Origin of the sequence: Pseudonocardia sp. HH130629-09, assembly GCF_001294645.1 — a bacterium.
In the GTDB taxonomy this organism is placed as follows: domain Bacteria; phylum Actinomycetota; class Actinomycetes; order Mycobacteriales; family Pseudonocardiaceae; genus Pseudonocardia.
In genome coordinates this window covers 3,717,495-3,731,154 of sequence record NZ_CP011868.1, presented here as the reverse complement: position 1 = coordinate 3,731,154, position 13,660 = coordinate 3,717,495, and the positions used below count along the sequence as shown (strand labels likewise).

Sequence of the window (13,660 nt, the reverse complement as noted above, 5' to 3'; positions counted from 1 at the left end):
GATCGCGTGTCGTCCGACAGCCCTGCCCACCGCCCGGTCTTCGGCTCCGTGGCGGACGTGACCGCCCGGCTCGCCGACGCGGGCTACCTGGCCTCGACCGCCGTCGCGACGACGGTGTTCCTCGCCGATCGGCTCGGCAAGCCGCTGTTGGTCGAGGGCCCCGCCGGGGTCGGGAAGACCGAGCTGGCCAAGGCCGTCGCCGCGGCGACGGGGTCCGGGCTCGTGCGCCTGCAGTGCTACGAGGGCATCGACGAGGCCCGGGCGCTCTACGAGTGGAACCACGCCAAGCAGCTGCTGCGGATCACCGCCGGGCAGCGCGGCGAGGCCAGCGCGGACTGGGACGCCACCCGCGACGACGTGTTCTCCGAGGAGTTCCTGCTCCCGCGGCCGCTGCTCACCGCGATCCGGCGCACCGACCCGACCGTGCTGCTGATCGACGAGATCGACAAGGCCGACGTCGAGGTCGAGGGCCTCCTGCTGGAGGTCCTGTCCGACTTCCAGGTCTCCATACCCGAGCTGGGCACCGTCACCGCGAACCGGCGCCCGTTCGTGCTGCTGACCTCGAACTCCACCCGTGAGCTGTCCGAGGCGCTCAAGCGCCGCTGCCTGTTCCTGCACCTGGACTTCCCCGACGCCGACCTGGAGCGCCGGATCGTGCTCACCCGCGTCCCGGAGCTGACCGAGCAGCTCACCGACGCCCTGGTGCGCACCGTGCGGGTGCTGCGGGCGATGGAGCTGCGCAAGGCCCCGAGCGTCGCCGAGACGATCGACTGGGGCCGGACCCTGCTCGCGCTCGGCCTCGACACCCTCGACGACGACGCCGTCCGCGCCACCCTCGGTGTCGTCCTGAAGCACCGCTCCGACGCCGACAAGGCCGCCGCCGAGCTCCGGCTGAACTGAACGGCGCACCTGTGCTGAACGGTCCAATGCCGTACCGCTGATCGGCCGTCAAGGTCCTCGCCCCTATGGAGTGAAGATCGGATCGATCGGCCTGCCGGGCGTAACCGGGACGGGTGGCGCGAGTTGTGCCGGGTACACGCTCCCCAGCGACCGGAGGCCCACCGATGACCGCCCTCCCGGAACCGTCCCGTACCGCCCGCCGTCTCCTGCGCGCCGCACTGGCCGCCGGCGCCGTGCTCGCGGTCGGGCTCGCCACCGCCGGCACCGCGTCGGCGCAGGACGGGGCACCGGACATCGACGTGCACCCGGGTGTCATGACCCGCACCGGGTCCGAGGGGGCCCAGTGCACCGCGAACTTCGTGTTCACCGACGGGTCCGCGACCTACCTCGGGCAGGCCGCACACTGTGCGGGCACCGGCAGTTCCACCGACGTGGACGGGTGCGAGGCGGACTCGTTGCCGCTCGGCACCCCGGTCGAGGTCGAGGGCGCCACCGCACCGGGCCGGCTCGCCTACTCCTCCTGGCTGAGCATGCAGGAGCGGGGCGAGACCGACCCGGACACCTGCCTGTTCAACGACTTCGCGCTGGTCGAGCTCGCCCCGGACGACGCCGCGCGCACGAGCCCCGCGGTGCCGTTCTACGGCGGCCCGACCGGGGTGGCCGACGGCGTCGCCACCGGCGGGGTCGTCTACGGCTACGGCAACTCCTCGCTGCGCCAGGGCGTGCGTGCACTGCGGCCCAAGACCGGCACCTCCACCGGCACCGCGGGTGGCGGCTGGACACACACCGTGATCACCGTCCCGCCGGGCGTGCCCGGTGACTCCGGCTCGGGCTACCTGACCGCCGACGGCCGCGCCCTCGGTGTGCTCTCGACCCTGAACCTGGCCCCGGCGCCCGGCACGAACGGCATCAGCGACCTGCGGAAGATGCTCGACTACGCCAACGGCCCCGGCGGTCTCGGTGGCGCACTGCGCCTGGTCGAGGGCGACCGCCCCTTCACCCCGCAGCCGGTGCCGATCGACCCCGCCTTCTAGGCGGAAGCTCCCGCGGTGTGGGACCGCGGTGCACCCCGGCGCTCCGGTCGTGGCTCGGCGGCTCGACCGGAGCGTCGGCGCATGTACGGACAGTGGCGGGCGGGCCGACCACTCTCGCTGATCACGCGCGCGTCGCGCATGATGGACGGGTGACGATCCCGCCCGCCGCCGCGCTCGCCCCGGAGCACGGCCTGCCCGGGCACCTCGTCGACTTCGTCTCCGCACTGCGCCGCCACCACGTCGCGGTCGGCCCGGGGGAGACCGTCGACGCGGCCCGTGTGCTCGGCGCCCTCGACCTGCTGCACCGCGACCAGCTGCGGGAAGGGCTCGCCGCGGCGCTGCTGCGCCGCTCCGGGCAGCGCGACACCTTCGACGCGCTGTTCGACCTGTGGTTCCCGCCCGCGCTGGGCGCCGGGTCCTCCGACGTCGACGTCCCGCGGATCGACGACGAGTCCGGCGAGGGCACGGGCCCGGTCGACGTCGACGCGCTGCGCGAGATCCTCGCCGACCTGTTGCGCGACGGCGACGAGGAGACCCTGCGCGAGCTCGCCCGCGCCGCCGTCGACGCGATCGGGAACTCCGGCGCCGCGGGCCAGGGCGTCCGCGGGCAGACGGCCAAGCCCAACTGGTCGGTCTACCAGGCGCTCAACGCGCTGTCCCCGGACACCCTGCTCGCCCGGATCCTCGACGGGCTGCGCGAGGAGGGGGACACCGACTTCGTCTCCGAGGTCCGCCGCCGCGAGATTCGCGACCGCATCGCCCGATTCCGCGACATCGTCCGCGAGGAGGTCCGCCGCCGTACCGCCGAGCAGCGCGGCCGCGAGCAGATCGCCCGCACCACCACCCCCACCCAGACCGACCAGGTCGACTTCCTCACCGCGAACGCCGCCCAGCTCGCCGACCTGCGCCGCACCGTGCAGCCGCTGGCCCGCCGCCTCGCGTCGCGGCTGTCGGCGCGGCGTCGCCGGTCGAACCGCGGACAGCTCGACCTGCGCCGCACGCTGCGCCGGTCGATGTCCACCGGCGGCGTGCCGATGGACCCGGCGCACAAGGTCCGGCGCCCCGGCCGCCCCGAGCTGGTGCTGCTGTGCGACGTGTCCGGGTCCGTCGCCGGGTTCAGCCACTTCACGTTGCTGCTGGTCCAGGCGCTGCGCGAACAGTTCTCGAAGGTGCGGGTGTTCGCGTTCATCGAGCGCACCGACGAGGTCACGCACCTGTTCGAGCCCGGTGCGGAGCTGTCCGGGGTGATGCAGCGGGTGCTGCGCGAGGCCACGCTCACCGCGTTCGACGGGCACTCGGACTACGGCAGCGCGTTCGGAGACTTCCTGGAGCACCACGGCGACGCACTCACCCCGAAGGCGTCGCTGCTGGTGCTCGGCGACGGCCGCACCAACTACCGGGACCCCAACCTGCGGGCCTTGGCGATGATCGCCGGGCGGGTCCGGCACGCGCACTGGCTCAACCCCGAGCCCGAGCGCAGCTGGGGCTCCGGGGACTCGGCCGCCACCCGCTACGGCGAGGTGCTCCCGATGCACGAGTGCCGTACCGCCGCCCAGCTCACCGACGTCGTCCAGGCGCTGCTGCCGGTCTGACCGCCTGGCCACGGGGGCCGCCTCGGCGAACTCGCCCCCGAGCTGGACGCGGTCGCACCGCGCCTGCCGCCGGCCTTCGGGGACTTCCTCGCGCTCGCCCACCTGCACGCGGGTGACCCGGTCCGGGCCCGGGAGGTATGGGCTCCGGACGGTGAGCTCGCCCGCAGCTACTACTGGCTGCTGTGGACGTGCATGCGCGCCGAGGTGGCCGTCGGGCCGGGCGACCGCGCCGTCGCCGACCAGTGCCGCGCCCGGCTCCGCCCGTGGACGGGATCGGTGGCGGGGCTGTCGTCGGGCACGATCGCGACCGGCCCCACCGACCTGGTGCTCGCCGCGCTGGAGGAGATGCTCGACCCGGCTGGCGGCGCCCGGGTCCACCACCTGCACGAGGCCGAACGGGTCGCGACGGAGCTCGGGGCCCCGGTGTGGCGCGACCGCGGCGATCCGCGGCAGCATGAACCGCAGGCCCGGCCCGGACTTCTGCACCTGCGCGACGACGGCGTCCCAGTCGGCGGCGGGCAGGTGGCGTTCGATCACCGGGAACAGGTCGCGTTCCTCGGCGTCGAGGTGCTCGTCGATCTCGTCGCGGACCACGGCCAGCCGGTCCGCGAGCAGCCCCGCCGCCCCCGCCCGGCCGGGTCCCTCCGCCGCGGCGACGACTCCCGCCGCCGCCTCGCGCACGGCGGCCAGCAGCGGGTCGAGGCGGCCGTGGTCGTCGCTGAGCTCGGCCAGGTCGACGGCGTGTCCCGCGTGCCGGGCGATCACCGGCCAGGCGATCTCGTCCTCGGCGATGTGGTGGCCGTGGATCTCGTGCTCCAGATGTGCCAGCCAGGTCTGCAGCGCGCGGGCGCGCCGGTCCGGGCAGGACGCGCCGTCGGCGATCGCGCGGGCGGTGTCGGTGAGGCGGTGCAGGTCGGCGCGCATGACGCGGTGGGCGAGGGTGATGCCGACCAGGTCGGCGGTACGGGTGTCGCGGGCGGTGGTCACCGGGGGTCTCCTACGGGTTCGGGACGGTCGGTCTCTCGACACCGCAGACCGTGCGCCCACCCGCTGGCCGGGGACTTGCACGTCACTTGCGCCACCGACCCGGGTCTTGACCGGCCGGCCAATCAAGAGTAGACCGGAGGCATCCCCACAGGGACCTCACAAGGAGAAGGTGACTGACGATGGCTGGGACCACTGGTCGTACCTGGCAGCGCTGGCAGGACTGGGCAGCTCTCGTGATCGGTGTACTGACGGCCCTCTCGCCTCTCGTGACGACGACGAACGCCGCCGCTGCGTGGACGATGGTCGTACTGGGCGTGGTGCTCGCCGCCACGTCGCTCTGGTCGCTCGCGGTGCCCGGTTCGGTGGCGAGCGAGTGGGTGCACGGTGTACTCGGCGTGCTGCTGTTCCTCGCCCCCTGGGTGATGGGCTACAGCGCGCTGGCCGGGGCGTCGTGGACGTCCTGGGTCGCGGGTGTCCTCGCGGTCGTCGTGGCGGCCTCGGCGCTGCCCGCGGCGAACGCCGAGCACCGCACGCTCGCCGCGCACTGACCGCACGGACAGGGCCGACAGGGCCGATCGATCCGACAGAACCGACCGTCCGACAGCCGGACGACCAGGTGAGGGGCCGCGACCCGCAGGGGTCGCGGCCCCCGCCGCGTCCGGGGGAGGATCGCACCGTGGACCACGAGCTCGACCCGGACGCACCCGCCCGGGACCGCATCCTCGACGCGGCCGAGGGGCTGTTCGCCCGGCACGGGTTCGACGCGACGCCCACCTCGCGGATCGCCGAGCGCGCCGGAGTGCCGAAGGGCCTGGTGCACTACTACTTCCGCCGCAAGCCCGACCTTCTCGAGGCGCTCGTCGAGCGGCTCCCGCACCCGGTGCGCGGGGCGGACGTCGCCGTCGCCGGGGACGCACTCGCCGGGCTGCGGGCGCTGGCCGCCGCGCTGGACCGGGCGCTCGACGCGTCCTCGGTCCTGTCCCACCTGCTGTGGCGCGAGGCCGACACCCATCCCGTCGTCCGCGACGCGCTGCTGCGCCGCACCGGTGAGCTGGAGGACGCGGTGCACGAGGTCCTCGCCGCCGGCGGCGGGGCGCCGGACCGGATCCGCGCCGCCGCGCGGCTGCTGGCCGCGGCGATCGGACACCGCTGCGCCCTCGACCGGCACGGCGACGACGACCGCACCGACATGGAGGCCGAGCTGTCCTTCGTCGCCGCTTGCCTGTAGCGGCGCTCCCCGGGCGGGTCAGGGCCAGGGGCGCCAGGGGGCGCCGGACTCCTCGTAGCGCGGGACGGTGTGCCTGCGGTCGGCGAGCCGGTGCAGCGCGTGCGCCGTCCACGTCCGCCACCCCAGCAGGGCCAGCACCACCACGATCAGCCCGGCGGTCAGCGGCCCCGCCCAGCCGAGCGGCCCCGAGGCGTTGACCGCGGCCATCACCAGCGGGCCGAGCAGCGCGAACACCGCGCCCGTGACCTGCGGGAGCCGGGCGTCGGCGAGCACGTCGACGGCGATCAGCCTGTGCTGCTCGCCGTCCGGCGTGCCCCCGGACCGCAGCACCTTCCGTGCCGCGGCACGGTCGCGCACCAGCCCCATGTCCGGCCCGCGGGCCGGGGCGACCCGCGCCGGGATCCGCGGCGCCGACAGCCACAGCAGCACCACACCGAGCAGGCTGAGCAGCCCGCCGACGACGATCGCGGCCAGCAGGTGGTCGGCCCGCGCGTGCACGTCGGTGGTGATCGAGTAGACGACGCCGAACCACACCGCCGCGACCCCCGCTGCGACCCGGCCGAGGATGACGGCCCGCAGCGACGGCGGCCGCACGGTCGGCCACGGCCCGGCCGGTACGACGGCGGTGGCTGCGGCCGCCTGCCCGTCACCCAGTCCGCCAGCCCGGTCGTCGTCCCGGTCGTTGTCGGCCCGGCCGTCCGGGCCGTCGGTGCTGACCTCGGGTGCCGGCGGGGCGGGCGGGGCCGCCACCGGGCCGGGTGTCCCCGGTGGCCGCACGGGCGGCGGGGACGCGGGCTCGTACGGCCGCCCCTGTCCGCCGGATACGGGCGGAGGGACCGGGGGACCGGGCGCGGGAGAGCGGGGGCCGGCGTCGCGGTCGGCCCGGTCGCCGGTGTCCGGAGCACGCATGGCCGCGACGTTACCCGCGGGTCCAGACCCTCCGGCCGGTGCGCCGGTCCCCCGCGACGGATGCGTCCCCCGGCGCGCCGAGCGACCAGAACGACCGCCGACCCGAGCCCGTCCCACACGGGATCCGGCTTGCGACACGGGGTCCGACCCCGTGTCGCAAGCCGGATCCCGTGTCGCACGTTCGGGACTCGGCGTAGGAGTCGGCATCGTACTGGGTCAGGTTAGGCTTACCTTTTGATCTGAGGAGGTTCGCCGTGCCGCTCGCTGCAGCACCCCTGTCCGCCCGTTCCGTGAGCCGTCGTGGCGTCCTCGCCGGCGCCGCCGGCCTGCTCGTCCTCGCCGGGTGCGGCGCCCGGCCGCAGGACGGGCAGGGGGCGGGGGGCGCGGTCGCGGAGGGCTACCCGGTGACGGTGCGGCACGCGCTGGGGGAGACGGTCGTCCCGGACCGGCCGCAGCGCGTGGTCACGTTGAGCGCAGCCAACACCGACGTCGCGCTGGCGATGGGCGTCCTGCCGGTGGCGATCCCGCGCACCGTCTACGGGGGCGATGCCGAGGGTGTGCTGCCCTGGGTGCGCGACGCGATCACCGCGCACGGCGGCCCGTTCCCGCAGGTCATCGGTTCCGACGACCTGTCGGCGACGCCGATCGAGCAGGTCGCCGCGGCCCGCCCGGACCTGGTGCTGGCCACGTACTCCGGGCTGAGCCGGGCGGAGTACGACCAGCTGTCGGCGATCGCCCCGACCGTCGCCTATCCCGACGCCCCGTACTCCACCGGCTGGCGGGACCAGACCCGCATCGCCGGTCAGGTGTTCGGGGACCCGGCACGGGCCCAGCAGCTGATCGACTCCACCGGGCAGCGGCTGCGCACCGCGGCGCAGCGGTACCCGCAGCTGGCGGGAGCCACGTTCGTCTACACCGGAGGGATGGACGCCGGTGCGCTCGGGGTGTTCCGGGCGGGCGACGTCCGCGTCCAGCTGGTCACCGACCTGGGGCTCACCCTGGCGCCCTACGTCGAGCAGAACGCCCCGGGCGGCGGGGAGGTCTACTACACCGTGAGCGGCGAGCTGCTCTCGCGCGTCGAGTCCGACCTGGTCATCGGCTTCTTCGCGACGCAGGCCGAGGAGCAGGCGTTCCGCACCGCGCCCGGCGTCGAGCTGCTGCCGGCGATGGCCCGCGGCGGGTTCGCCCCGGTCGTCGGCGCCGACCGGGTGGTGGCGAGCTCGGCGCCGTCGGTCCTGTCGATCCCCTGGGTGCTCGACGCCTACCTGCCGATCCTGGCCGAGGCGGCCGCCCGCTCGCGCAGCTGAGCCGGATCCCCCGGCTGCCGCAGTCGACACCTGACTATCGGTTATTCGTGCTGGTGACGCTAACGGGTGAACGGCCGTTGCGGGCCCCGTCCGTCTTCGTTGAGTAGGCGAGACCGTGTGCGACGGTCCAACGATCAACCATGGAGGTTGTGAGATGCGGAAGTCCGTTCGCGGTGCGCTCGTCGGTGCAGCGCTGCTCCCCCTGGCCGTCGCGGCGCCCGCCGCGGCCTTCGCCGGCGACACCGGCTACGACGAGGGTGGCAAGGACAAGGGTCACTCGAAGCACGAGGGTGACAAGGACAAGGGTCACCACAAGAAGTGGGACCACAAGAAGCACGAGGACAAGAAGCACGACCTCGCGCTGCCGGCCCCGCTGGACAGCGTCGTCGACCTGGTCACCGGTGCCACCGGTGGCGAGCTCCCGTCGCTGCCGGTCGGCTGACCGAACCCGGTCCCGTGACGGGCCGGTCCGGACCCTCGAGGGGTGTCCGGCCCGGCCCGTCCGTCGTCTGCTGGGGCGGTCAGATCACCGGCGCCGGGTCCTCCGTCGGCCGGTCCCTGAGGATCGTGTCGCCCTTGACGGACCATGCGACACCGAACGCCAGGATCGCGACGGCCTCCAGCCAGAACAGGGTGTGGAACCGCTCGGCGACGGTGTCGGGCACCAGCGCCGCGTCCAGCGCGGCCAGCACGAGGCAGGCCACGATCGTCGCGCCGCACACGCGGTAGACGACGTTGCGTGCGGCCTTGCCCGGGGTTCCGGACTCTCCGCGGGTGAACAGGGCCAGGCAGAACCAGGCCAGGCCCGCGAAGAACACCGTCGCCGCTGCCAGGTGCAGGTACCCGACGACGGTCGCCGCCGTCGTCGCCGCGCCGTCGGGCCGGGTGGGCAGCAGGGCGACGGCGATCGCCGCCGTCCCGGTGACGTTGGCGAGCCGGTTGTCCGGCCGGTCGTAGCGGTAGCAGTAGAGGAAGACGCCGACCGCGCACAGCGAGCCGACGAACACGTCGCGCATCGGCGAGTAGTAGTAGCGGCTGATCGAGTCCCGCAGTCCGTCGCCGCCGAGGGCCAGGTCGCCCCCCACCAGCACGAACGGGAGCAGGATCCCGATCACGCCGACGGCGCGCCGCAGACCCAGGTAGGACAGCACGGCACCGTCGGCACGCGAGGACATGACGAAGATCGTCGCAGAGCCGCCACTCGAACTCTCGTTCGATCCGGCGTAGCGTTGCGGAGGTGGACGTCGGCGGGCAGGCTTCGCTCTTCACCGCCGGGGGTGCGGCCCCGGCGTACCGGCACGAGCTCGCCGACGGAGCGTGGGTCGACGTCGCTGTCGGCTGGGTCCCCGACCCGGACGAGCTGTTCGCGCTGCTGCGCGCGACCGTGCCGTTCCGCGGTCACCGCCGCCGCATGTACGACCGCGTGGTCGACGAACCGCGCCTCACTCACCGCTGGGTGCTGCCCGACGACACGGTGCCCCGCCGGCTGCACGACATGGGCCGCACGCTGGGGCAGCGCTACGGCCACGCCTTCACCCAGATCGGCGTGAACCTCTACCGCGACGGTGCCGACGGCGTGGCCTGGCACGGCGACCGGGTCGCCCGTGAGCGGCCCGACGCCGTCGTCGCACTGGTCGCCCTCGGCGCGACGCGGCCGCTGCGGCTGCGTCCGACCGGTGGCGGCGCCTCGGTGTCGTTCCCGCTCGCCTCGGGGGATCTGTTGGTCATGGGCGGGACGTGCCAGCGGACCTGGCAGCACAGCGTGCCGAAGGTGGCGCGCAGCGGGCCGCGCATCAGCGTCCAGTTCCGGCACCTGTATCCGGGGATGCCGGCGGGCGGGGGGCCGACATAGTCTGCGTCGATGCAGCGCAAGATCGGCGTGATGGGCGGGACGTTCGACCCCGTCCACCACGGCCACCTCGTCGCCGCCAGTGAGGTGGCGGACCGCTTCGCCCTCGACGAGGTGATCTTCGTACCGACCGGGAGGCCGTGGCAGAAGAGCGCCCGCGATGTGTCGCCCGCCGAGGACCGCTACCTGATGACGGTCATCGCGACGGCGTCGAACCCGCGATTCTCGGTCAGCCGCGTCGACGTCGACCGCGACGGTCCCACCTACACCGCGGACACCCTCGCCGACCTGCACGACGCCATGCCCGACGCGCAGCTGTTCTTCATCACCGGCGCCGACGCGCTCCAGCAGATCCTGTCCTGGCACAAGGTCGACGAGCTGTTCCGCTACGCGCACTTCGTCGGCGTGACCCGGCCCGGGTACGAGCTGGCCGACGGGCACCTGCCCGAGGGGTCGGTGACGACGGTGGAGGTGCCGGCGATGGCGATCTCGTCCAGCGAGTGCCGGGACCGGGTGGCCTCGGGGCGGCCGGTCTGGTACCTCGTTCCGGACGGGGTGGTGCAGTACATCTCCAAGCGCAGCCTCTACCTGGAACCAGGCCGCTGACCTGGGGGTTCGCCGGCCGGATCCCGCCCGGCACAGATCCGGTATGATATGGACCGATCCGTCAACAACAGGGGGAGGTCGACTCTCCGGAGCCGAGCAGGGTGGGGGCAGCAGTCCCTGGAGCAGACTCCCGGCCATGGTCGACAGGATGGCCGGGTCCTGGCCGACCCGGCCGAGGACCAGGAGGCCGAGTTGCCCGGCGAGCACCGCGTGGGCGGTCTCGTCGGGGTCGACCTGGGGGGTGACGTCGCCCTCGCGCTGGGCCCGCCGTACGGCCTCGGCCAGCAGGGTCGTCGTCGCGGCGTAGCTGCGCCGGGCCTCGGCAGCCACCTCGGGGTCGCCGGCGGACAGCTCCATCGCCGTATTGGCGAGCAGACAGCCCCGCCGTGCCTCCGCCCCGTCGGGATCGCGCAGTGGGCCGGTCACGAAGTCACGAACGACGTCGACGGCACGGTCGCTCTGCTCCAGACGGGTGCGCAGCATCGCGTTGTTGGCGTCGTCGTACTCGCGCAGCACGCGCAGGAACAGGCTCCGCTTGTCCCCGAACGCCCCGTACAGACTTCCCTTGCCGAGGCCGCTGGCGGCCAGGAGGCCGTCGAGCGAGGTACCTGCGTACCCCTTGTCCCAGAACGCCGCCTGCACGGACGACAGGACCCGCTTCTCGTCGAACTGGCGTGGACGCGGCATGACGCGATGCTACCAATTCTGGACCGATCGGTTCACCATCGAAACGGTGTACCGGCCGGTGGGCCGGGGGCCGTCGTCGGTCAGAGCGTACGGACGAGGCGGGTCGGGGCCCGGGGTTGCACGGGAACCGGGCGTCGCATGGCTCCCGTTACGGAGCATGGGCTCCCGGTATCCCCGTGCAGCGTCCGAGCTCAGACCCGCTGCAGCTCCAGTACCGGGATGATCCGCTCCGTCGAGCGCTGGTACTCGCCGAACTGCGGCTCCAGCGCGACCTGGCGGGCGTAGACCTCGTCCCGCTCGGGACCGGTGACCTCCCGCACCTGCACGGGCAGGGTCTCGGTGCCCAGCTCGACGCGGGTGTCGGGGTTCGCCAGGAGGTTGTGGTACCAGTCCGGGTTGGAGTCGGCGCCGCCCTTGCTGGCGAAGATGAAGATCCGCTCGCCGTCGAGGAGCGGGACCAGGGGCGCGATCCGCTCGGTGCCGGACCGGGCTCCCGTGTGGTGGACCAGCACGAGCGGCTTGCCCTCGAACATACCGCCCGCTCGTCCTCCGGTCGCCCGGAACTCCTCGATCACGGCGCGGTTCATCGCCGCGAGGTCGAACGGGGCCGACGCGTCACTCATCTCGTGCTCCTCCAGGGGGTGTTCCGGTGCCGTCCGGCACCGCTGGGGTCAACCTCGCCCCGTCGTCGGTCATTCCGGCGGGTCTCGACCCGATCGACGGGCCCGGCCGCGTCGGGTACCCAGGACCTGTGGAGACCTTCGAGTTCGTGCGCCCTGTCCGACGGGCTCGTGTACCGGTTCCACCGCGAGGCGGCCGACAGGAACGGGCGGCCGGTCTACCGGCGGTCGGACGGGGTCGTGTGGTGCCGGTGGCTCGACGGAGCCGGCTGGTGCGTCGTCGACGGCGAGGACCGGCCGAACGGGTGGCCGGTCGACGGTTCGCCGGACGGCACCACGACCCCGCCGGCGACACGCTGGTGCAGCGAGAAGGCGGGGCGGGGACACCTCTACGAGCTGCGTCCCGGTCAATAGCCGGGTAGCGGTGCCGGAGGTGCGGGCACCGCTACCCGGCGGCCTCCATCGCCACGTCCGCCACGTCGCTGCCGCGCCAGGTGTCGGCCAGCTCCTGCACCGGCATCCCGAGCGCCTCGGCGAGGCAGACGATCGTCCCGAACCCCGGGCTCGGCAGGCGTCCTGTCTCGATCTTGCGCAGGGTCTCGGGGGAGACCCCGGCGGCCCGGGCGAGCTCGACGGGGTCGCGGTCGCCCCGGGCCCGGCGCAGCAGCGCACCCAGACGGCGACCGGCGTCGATCTGCTCGGGCGTGAGGGGGTGGCGGACCATGGGACGAGACTAAGGTCGGTATTACTGTACCGGCAAGCGTTGACGCTCCGGTATAGTAATACCGTGATCGAACTGAAGACACCGGCCGAGATCGACCGGATGCACACGACCGGCCGGTTCGTCGCCGAGGTGCTCACCGAGGTCGGCCGGATCGCCGACGTCGGCGTGAACCTCCTCGACATCGAGCGGCACGTGCGCGGCATGCTCGCCGAGCGCGGCGCCGAGTCCTGCTACTGGGACTACGCCCCGTCCTTCGGGCGCGGCCCGTTCCGCAACGTCATCTGCCTCTCGGTCAACGACGCCGTGCTGCACGGGCTGCCGCACGACGACGTCCTGCGCGACGGCGACGTCCTCAGCGCCGACATCGCCGTCAGCATCGACGGCTGGGTCGCCGACTCCGCCCGGACGATCATCGTCGGCACCACGGCCGACGAGGGCGACCGACGTGTCATCCGTGCCACCGAGGACGCCCTGGAGGCCGCGATCGTCGCGGCCCGGCCGGGCAACCGGCTCGGCGACATCTCCGCCGCCATCGGTGGGGTCGCCCGCGACTACGGCTACCCCGTCAACACCGAGTTCGGTGGGCACGACCTCGGCCGCACCATGCACGGCGACATCCACATCCCGAACACCGGGCGGGCCGGTCGCGGCCTCACGCTGCGACCGGGGCTGACGCTCGCGCTCGAACCCTGGTTCGCGCGGACCACCGACCGGATCGTGTTCGACCCCGACGGCTGGACCATCCGCTCCGCCGACGGCTCGCGCGCCGCGCACTCCGAGCACACCGTCGCGATCACCGAGGACGGATCCCGGGTGCTGACCCGGCGCGGGCAGGGATGACCGACCGGACCGTCCCGGCCGGCCGGTGTTGATGACCGTGCGTGACGGACCGTCGGGCTCAGGTCGACGCACCGTGATATCGGTGGAAGTACGCGCGGCACCGTCCGCGACATCGATCTTGTTGCGGCACACGAGAGTAGGGAGCTCAGTGCCCACGACCCGACTTCGCGCGTTACCACCATGTGAACTCCGATGACCTGACCATGCCGATCCTCGACCGCGCCCAGCTCGCCGAGCTGCGCCGCAGCACCGGTCCGGCGCCCGCCGAGCCGCCACCGAACGCCGGGGCCTGGCTGCTGATGATGATGCTGGGGCTCGGCATCGTCGTGACGATGCTGGTGCTTGTCGTCGCCTGGAGCTGATCCCCGCCCGGACGG

General features: G+C 73.6%; 15 protein-coding genes and 2 pseudogenes. 11 read left to right on the top strand and 6 right to left on the bottom strand.

What is annotated here, in order from left to right:
- The first annotated feature begins 6 nt into the window (after nucleotides 1–6).
- From XF36_RS17115 to XF36_RS17105, 3 genes are all read left to right on the top strand, one after another.
- Nucleotides 7–900, top strand: coding sequence for an AAA family ATPase (locus XF36_RS17115; protein ID WP_060712764.1), 894 nt, complete (start codon nucleotides 7–9; stop codon nucleotides 898–900).
- A 164-nt stretch (nucleotides 901–1,064) separates the two neighbouring features.
- Nucleotides 1,065–1,934 (top strand): serine protease, encoded by an 870-nt coding sequence (locus tag XF36_RS17110; protein ID WP_238588932.1) that lies wholly within the window; start codon nucleotides 1,065–1,067, stop codon nucleotides 1,932–1,934.
- Between the two features lie 149 nt (nucleotides 1,935–2,083).
- Nucleotides 2,084–3,526, top strand: coding sequence for a vWA domain-containing protein (locus XF36_RS17105; RefSeq protein WP_060712763.1), 1,443 nt, complete (start codon nucleotides 2,084–2,086; stop codon nucleotides 3,524–3,526).
- Between the two features lie 594 nt (nucleotides 3,527–4,120).
- Here XF36_RS17105 and XF36_RS35695 read toward each other — a convergent pair.
- A pseudogene (locus tag XF36_RS35695) lies at nucleotides 4,121–4,450 on the bottom strand (hemerythrin domain-containing protein); the annotation flags it as partial.
- A 329-nt stretch (nucleotides 4,451–4,779) separates the two neighbouring features.
- Between XF36_RS35695 and XF36_RS17095 the strand changes: the two are divergent.
- Together XF36_RS17095 and XF36_RS17090 are read left to right on the top strand one after the other, a co-directional pair.
- On the top strand, nucleotides 4,780–5,061 hold the full coding sequence (locus XF36_RS17095) for an SPW repeat domain-containing protein (RefSeq protein ID WP_349675507.1): 282 nt from the start codon (nucleotides 4,780–4,782) through the stop codon (nucleotides 5,059–5,061).
- A 128-nt stretch (nucleotides 5,062–5,189) separates the two neighbouring features.
- The gene (locus XF36_RS17090) at nucleotides 5,190–5,741 is read left to right on the top strand and encodes a TetR/AcrR family transcriptional regulator (protein WP_060712760.1); all 552 of its coding nucleotides are present in this window, start codon (nucleotides 5,190–5,192) and stop codon (nucleotides 5,739–5,741) included.
- Nucleotides 5,742–5,759: 18 nt separating this feature from the next.
- Here the strand turns inward: XF36_RS17090 and XF36_RS17085 are convergent, their stop codons facing one another.
- Nucleotides 5,760–6,491 carry a hypothetical protein gene (locus XF36_RS17085; protein ID WP_060712759.1) on the bottom strand — a complete coding sequence of 244 codons (732 nt, stop codon included), beginning with the start codon at nucleotides 6,489–6,491 and terminating at the stop codon, nucleotides 5,760–5,762.
- Between the two features lie 413 nt (nucleotides 6,492–6,904).
- Between XF36_RS17085 and XF36_RS17080 the strand changes: the two genes are divergently transcribed.
- On the top strand, nucleotides 6,905–7,957 hold the full coding sequence (locus XF36_RS17080) for an ABC transporter substrate-binding protein (RefSeq protein ID WP_145981402.1): 1,053 nt from the start codon (nucleotides 6,905–6,907) through the stop codon (nucleotides 7,955–7,957).
- A 154-nt stretch (nucleotides 7,958–8,111) separates the two neighbouring features.
- On the top strand, nucleotides 8,112–8,399 hold the full coding sequence (locus XF36_RS17075) for a hypothetical protein (RefSeq protein ID WP_060712757.1): 288 nt from the start codon (nucleotides 8,112–8,114) through the stop codon (nucleotides 8,397–8,399).
- Between the two features lie 79 nt (nucleotides 8,400–8,478).
- Here the strand turns inward: XF36_RS17075 and XF36_RS17070 are convergent, their stop codons facing one another.
- On the bottom strand, nucleotides 8,479–9,132 hold the full coding sequence (locus tag XF36_RS17070; protein ID WP_060712756.1) for a hypothetical protein: 654 nt from the start codon (nucleotides 9,130–9,132) through the stop codon (nucleotides 8,479–8,481).
- Between the two features lie 62 nt (nucleotides 9,133–9,194).
- Here XF36_RS17070 and XF36_RS17065 point away from each other — a divergent pair, with 62 nt between their 5' ends.
- Together XF36_RS17065 and nadD are read left to right on the top strand one after the other, a co-directional pair.
- Entirely contained in the window at nucleotides 9,195–9,809 is a 615-nt protein-coding gene (locus tag XF36_RS17065) for an alpha-ketoglutarate-dependent dioxygenase AlkB (RefSeq protein ID WP_060712755.1), read from the top strand.
- A gap of 9 nt (nucleotides 9,810–9,818) precedes the next feature.
- Nucleotides 9,819–10,412: a nicotinate-nucleotide adenylyltransferase gene (nadD, locus tag XF36_RS17060; protein ID WP_060712754.1), complete on the top strand. Its 594-nt coding sequence runs from the start codon at nucleotides 9,819–9,821 to the stop codon at nucleotides 10,410–10,412.
- A gap of 204 nt (nucleotides 10,413–10,616) precedes the next feature.
- Here nadD and XF36_RS35690 read toward each other — a convergent pair.
- From XF36_RS35690 to XF36_RS17045, 3 genes and pseudogenes are all read right to left on the bottom strand, one after another.
- Nucleotides 10,617–11,099 (bottom strand): annotated as a pseudogene (locus XF36_RS35690) (TetR/AcrR family transcriptional regulator); the annotation flags it as partial.
- Between the two features lie 191 nt (nucleotides 11,100–11,290).
- Nucleotides 11,291–11,722 carry a nitroreductase family deazaflavin-dependent oxidoreductase gene (locus tag XF36_RS17055; RefSeq protein WP_060712753.1) on the bottom strand — a complete coding sequence of 144 codons (432 nt, stop codon included), beginning with the start codon at nucleotides 11,720–11,722 and terminating at the stop codon, nucleotides 11,291–11,293.
- Nucleotides 11,723–12,164: 442 nt separating this feature from the next.
- A complete protein-coding gene (locus tag XF36_RS17045; protein WP_060712751.1) occupies nucleotides 12,165–12,443 on the bottom strand; it encodes a helix-turn-helix domain-containing protein in 279 nt (92 codons plus the stop codon).
- A gap of 63 nt (nucleotides 12,444–12,506) precedes the next feature.
- On the opposite strand from XF36_RS17045, the gene map reads away from it, so the two are divergent.
- Nucleotides 12,507–13,283 (top strand): type I methionyl aminopeptidase, encoded by a 777-nt coding sequence (gene map / locus XF36_RS17040; RefSeq protein WP_060712750.1) that lies wholly within the window; start codon nucleotides 12,507–12,509, stop codon nucleotides 13,281–13,283.
- A 203-nt stretch (nucleotides 13,284–13,486) separates the two neighbouring features.
- Nucleotides 13,487–13,645: a hypothetical protein gene (locus XF36_RS32515; protein WP_158071467.1), complete on the top strand. Its 159-nt coding sequence runs from the start codon at nucleotides 13,487–13,489 to the stop codon at nucleotides 13,643–13,645.
- Nucleotides 13,646–13,660 lie beyond the last annotated feature (15 nt).

Bases quoted from the DNA above. Each gene is read 5' to 3' on its own strand.
- XF36_RS17110 (WP_238588932.1), top strand. From the start codon at position 1,065: ATGACCGCCCTCCCGGAACCGTCCCGTACCGCCCGCCGTCTCCTGCGC.
- XF36_RS17075 (WP_060712757.1), top strand. From the start codon at position 8,112: ATGCGGAAGTCCGTTCGCGGTGCGCTCGTCGGTGCAGCGCTGCTCCCC.
- XF36_RS17070 (WP_060712756.1), bottom strand. From the start codon at position 9,132: ATGTCCTCGCGTGCCGACGGTGCCGTGCTGTCCTACCTGGGTCTGCGG.
- nadD (WP_060712754.1), top strand. From the start codon at position 9,819: ATGCAGCGCAAGATCGGCGTGATGGGCGGGACGTTCGACCCCGTCCAC.
- XF36_RS17055 (WP_060712753.1), bottom strand. From the start codon at position 11,722: ATGAGTGACGCGTCGGCCCCGTTCGACCTCGCGGCGATGAACCGCGCC.
- XF36_RS17045 (WP_060712751.1), bottom strand. From the start codon at position 12,443: ATGGTCCGCCACCCCCTCACGCCCGAGCAGATCGACGCCGGTCGCCGT.
- XF36_RS32515 (WP_158071467.1), top strand. From the start codon at position 13,487: ATGCCGATCCTCGACCGCGCCCAGCTCGCCGAGCTGCGCCGCAGCACC.